Genomic DNA, 1,238 nt, shown 5'->3' on the forward strand with positions numbered 1-1,238 from the left:
CTAGGGCGTGTCTCTTTGACGGGCTGATCAGTTGATCGGATGTGTCTCTCCGATTAGTGATCACTGATGCGATGTGGGACCGGATCGAGCCGCTGATGCCGGCCGATCCGGTCCGCGGGCGGCGGTGGGCGGACCACCGCCGCACACTGGAGGCAATCGCGTGGAAGTACCGCACATGCTCGCCCTGGCGGGACCTGCCTCACGAACTTGGTGCCTTCCAGACCGCTCACAAGCGCCTGATCAGGTGGGCTGCCGACGGCACCTGGCAACGGATCTTCGCTGTTGTGCTCGCCCAGGCGGACGCGGCTGACGGAGTGGAGTGGGCGATTTCCGTGGATTCCACTGTCTGCCGGGCCCACCAGCACGCGGCCGGGGCCAGGAAAGGGGGCGGGCAGGGCTGAACCTGCCGATCACGCACTCGGACGCTCCCGAGGCGGCCTGAGCACGAAAGTTCACCTCGCCAGTGACGGCCAGGCACGGCCCCTCGCCGTCCATGTCACCGCTGGTCAGGCTGGTGACGCGCCTGCTTTCGAGGCGGTCATGGCTCGCATCCGAGTCCCACGCACCGGCCTGGGCAGGGCACGAACCCGACCCGACGTCGTCCTTGCGGACCGAGCCTACTCATCCCGGGCAATCCGTCGGCATCTTCGCCGCCGAGGCATCCGGGCCGTCATCCCGCAGCCTTCTGACCAGGTCGGACACCGTCTCCGGCGAGGCCGGGCCGGCGGTCGTCCGCCCAGCTTCGACGCGGAGGCATACAAGCAGCGCAACACCGTCGAGCGGTGCATCAACCGTCTCAAGCAGTGGCGCGGCCTGGCCATGCGAACGGACAAACTCGCCATCGCCTACGAGGGCGCACTCCACCTCGCAGCCATCTTGATCTGGACGCGCCTACCAAAGGCTGAGGACGCCCGCTCGCCAGGAAAAGTCTTAGCTCAGGGGCTCGGACGACGAAGCGTCGACTGCCCTCACCCGGCAGACCGAGCACCTTCCTGACCTCTTCGCGACGAACAGATGCCGATAGACCATCACTTGGCGCCGCGGGATGCCGCAAAGTGTCGCCTTATCCGCCAGGGCGTGCTCCAGAGCCGAACCACATGTCTCCCGGCATGCCGCGAAGCTCGTCGGGGCGAGCCCGAACGCGAATCTGAAGGACCGGAGGCGGTGACCAAGTCGCGGCATGGCCACCACCCTCGCACCTGGCCCGATCAACGTGAAGTCAAAGAGACAGGCCCTAG

Annotated in this window: 1 pseudogene; it reads left to right on the forward strand. The window is 66.8% G+C overall.

What is annotated here, in order from left to right:
- Positions 1-71: 71 nt before the first annotated feature.
- A pseudogene (locus ACWC9R_RS37060) lies at positions 72-918 on the forward strand (IS5 family transposase); the annotation flags it as partial.
- Positions 919-1,238: the final 320 nt, after the last annotated feature.

This window comes from Streptomyces sp. NPDC001219, assembly GCF_053597915.1.